The organism is Bacillus sp. T2.9-1 (assembly GCF_950097965.1).
Classification (GTDB): domain Bacteria; phylum Bacillota; class Bacilli; order Bacillales; family Cytobacillaceae; genus Niallia; species Niallia hominis.
Genome location: NZ_CATNHG010000033.1, coordinates 1 through 1170, shown reverse-complemented (window position 1 = coordinate 1170; position 1170 = coordinate 1). Strand labels below are relative to the sequence as shown.

At 47.6% G+C, this 1170-nt stretch carries 9 tRNA genes and 1 rRNA gene; all 10 read right to left on the bottom strand.

The annotated features are described in order from the left end of the window. Positions 1-201: 201 nt before the first annotated feature. Positions 202-277: transfer RNA gene (locus QQZ16_RS03155), tRNA-Ala, on the bottom strand. Positions 278-289: 12 nt separating this feature from the next. Then, positions 290-366, bottom strand: a tRNA-Pro gene (locus tag QQZ16_RS03150). Between the two features lie 8 nt (positions 367-374). Beyond that, positions 375-451, bottom strand: a tRNA-Arg gene (locus QQZ16_RS03145). 16 nt (positions 452-467) lie between these two features. Beyond that, a tRNA-Leu gene (locus QQZ16_RS03140) sits at positions 468-556 on the bottom strand. An 11-nt stretch (positions 557-567) separates the two neighbouring features. Beyond that, positions 568-642: transfer RNA gene (locus QQZ16_RS03135), tRNA-Gly, on the bottom strand. Between the two features lie 11 nt (positions 643-653). Further along, positions 654-738: transfer RNA gene (locus tag QQZ16_RS03130), tRNA-Leu, on the bottom strand. A gap of 14 nt (positions 739-752) precedes the next feature. Beyond that, a tRNA-Lys gene (locus QQZ16_RS03125) sits at positions 753-825 on the bottom strand. A gap of 6 nt (positions 826-831) precedes the next feature. After that, positions 832-907 (bottom strand) — tRNA-Thr (locus QQZ16_RS03120). Positions 908-930: 23 nt separating this feature from the next. Beyond that, positions 931-1006: transfer RNA gene (locus QQZ16_RS03115), tRNA-Val, on the bottom strand. A gap of 9 nt (positions 1007-1015) precedes the next feature. Next, a 5S ribosomal RNA gene (gene rrf, locus QQZ16_RS03110) occupies positions 1016-1132 on the bottom strand. Positions 1133-1170: the final 38 nt, after the last annotated feature.

The following is a 1170-nucleotide window of genomic DNA, read 5'->3' as shown; positions in this document are numbered from 1 at the left end:
TCTCCAATAAAGAGTTGATTAGCTCATTGCTAAACTCTAGCTTTTTATTACTTGTTGTCATTCTATAACATTCGTTATAAAACGATTATTGTTGACGTTTGTTTGTTCAGTTTTCAAAGAGCAATTTGTTTGTTGCTATTAGAAGCAACTTTTATATAATAACAGTTATTATAAACACTGTCAATATACTTTTTTATTTTTTGGTGGAGCCTAGCGGGATCGAACCGCTGACCTCCTGCGTGCAAGGCAGGCGCTCTCCCAGCTGAGCTAAGGCCCCAAATAATAATAATGGTCGGGAAGACAGGATTCGAACCTGCGACCCCTTGGTCCCAAACCAAGTGCTCTACCAAGCTGAGCTACTTCCCGAAATATAATGGCGCGCCCGAAAGGAGTCGAACCCATAACCTTCTGATCCGTAGTCAGACGCTCTATCCAATTGAGCTACGGGCGCATTAATTAAAAAACAATGGTGCCGAGGACCGGAATCGAACCGGTACGGTAGTCACCTACCGCAGGATTTTAAGTCCTGTGCGTCTGCCAGTTCCGCCACCCCGGCATTGTTTCTTATGGAGCGGAAGACGGGATTCGAACCCGCGACCCCCACCTTGGCAAGGTGATGTTCTACCACTGAACTACTTCCGCATATATTTAATTGGTGCGGGTGAAGGGAGTCGAACCCCCACGCCTTGCGGCGCTAGATCCTAAGTCTAGTGCGTCTGCCAATTCCGCCACACCCGCAGACAAAAATAAGATGAGCCATGGAGGATTCGAACCTCCGACCCTCTGATTAAAAGTCAGATGCTCTACCAACTGAGCTAATGGCTCATAAAATGGTGCCGGCTAGAGGACTTGAACCCCCAACCTACTGATTACAAGTCAGTTGCTCTACCAATTGAGCTAAACCGGCATATTATAGTTTGTCCAATATAATGGTGGAGGATGACGGGATCGAACCGCCGACCCTCTGCTTGTAAGGCAGATGCTCTCCCAGCTGAGCTAACCCTCCATATATAGCGCCTGGCGACGTCCTACTCTCACAGGGGGAGAACCCCCAACTACCATCGGCGCTGAGAAGCTTAACTTCCGTGTTCGGTATGGGAACGGGTGTGACCTTCTCGCTATCGCCACCAGACTATTGATTTTTGAGAGTTATTCCCTCAAAACTAGATT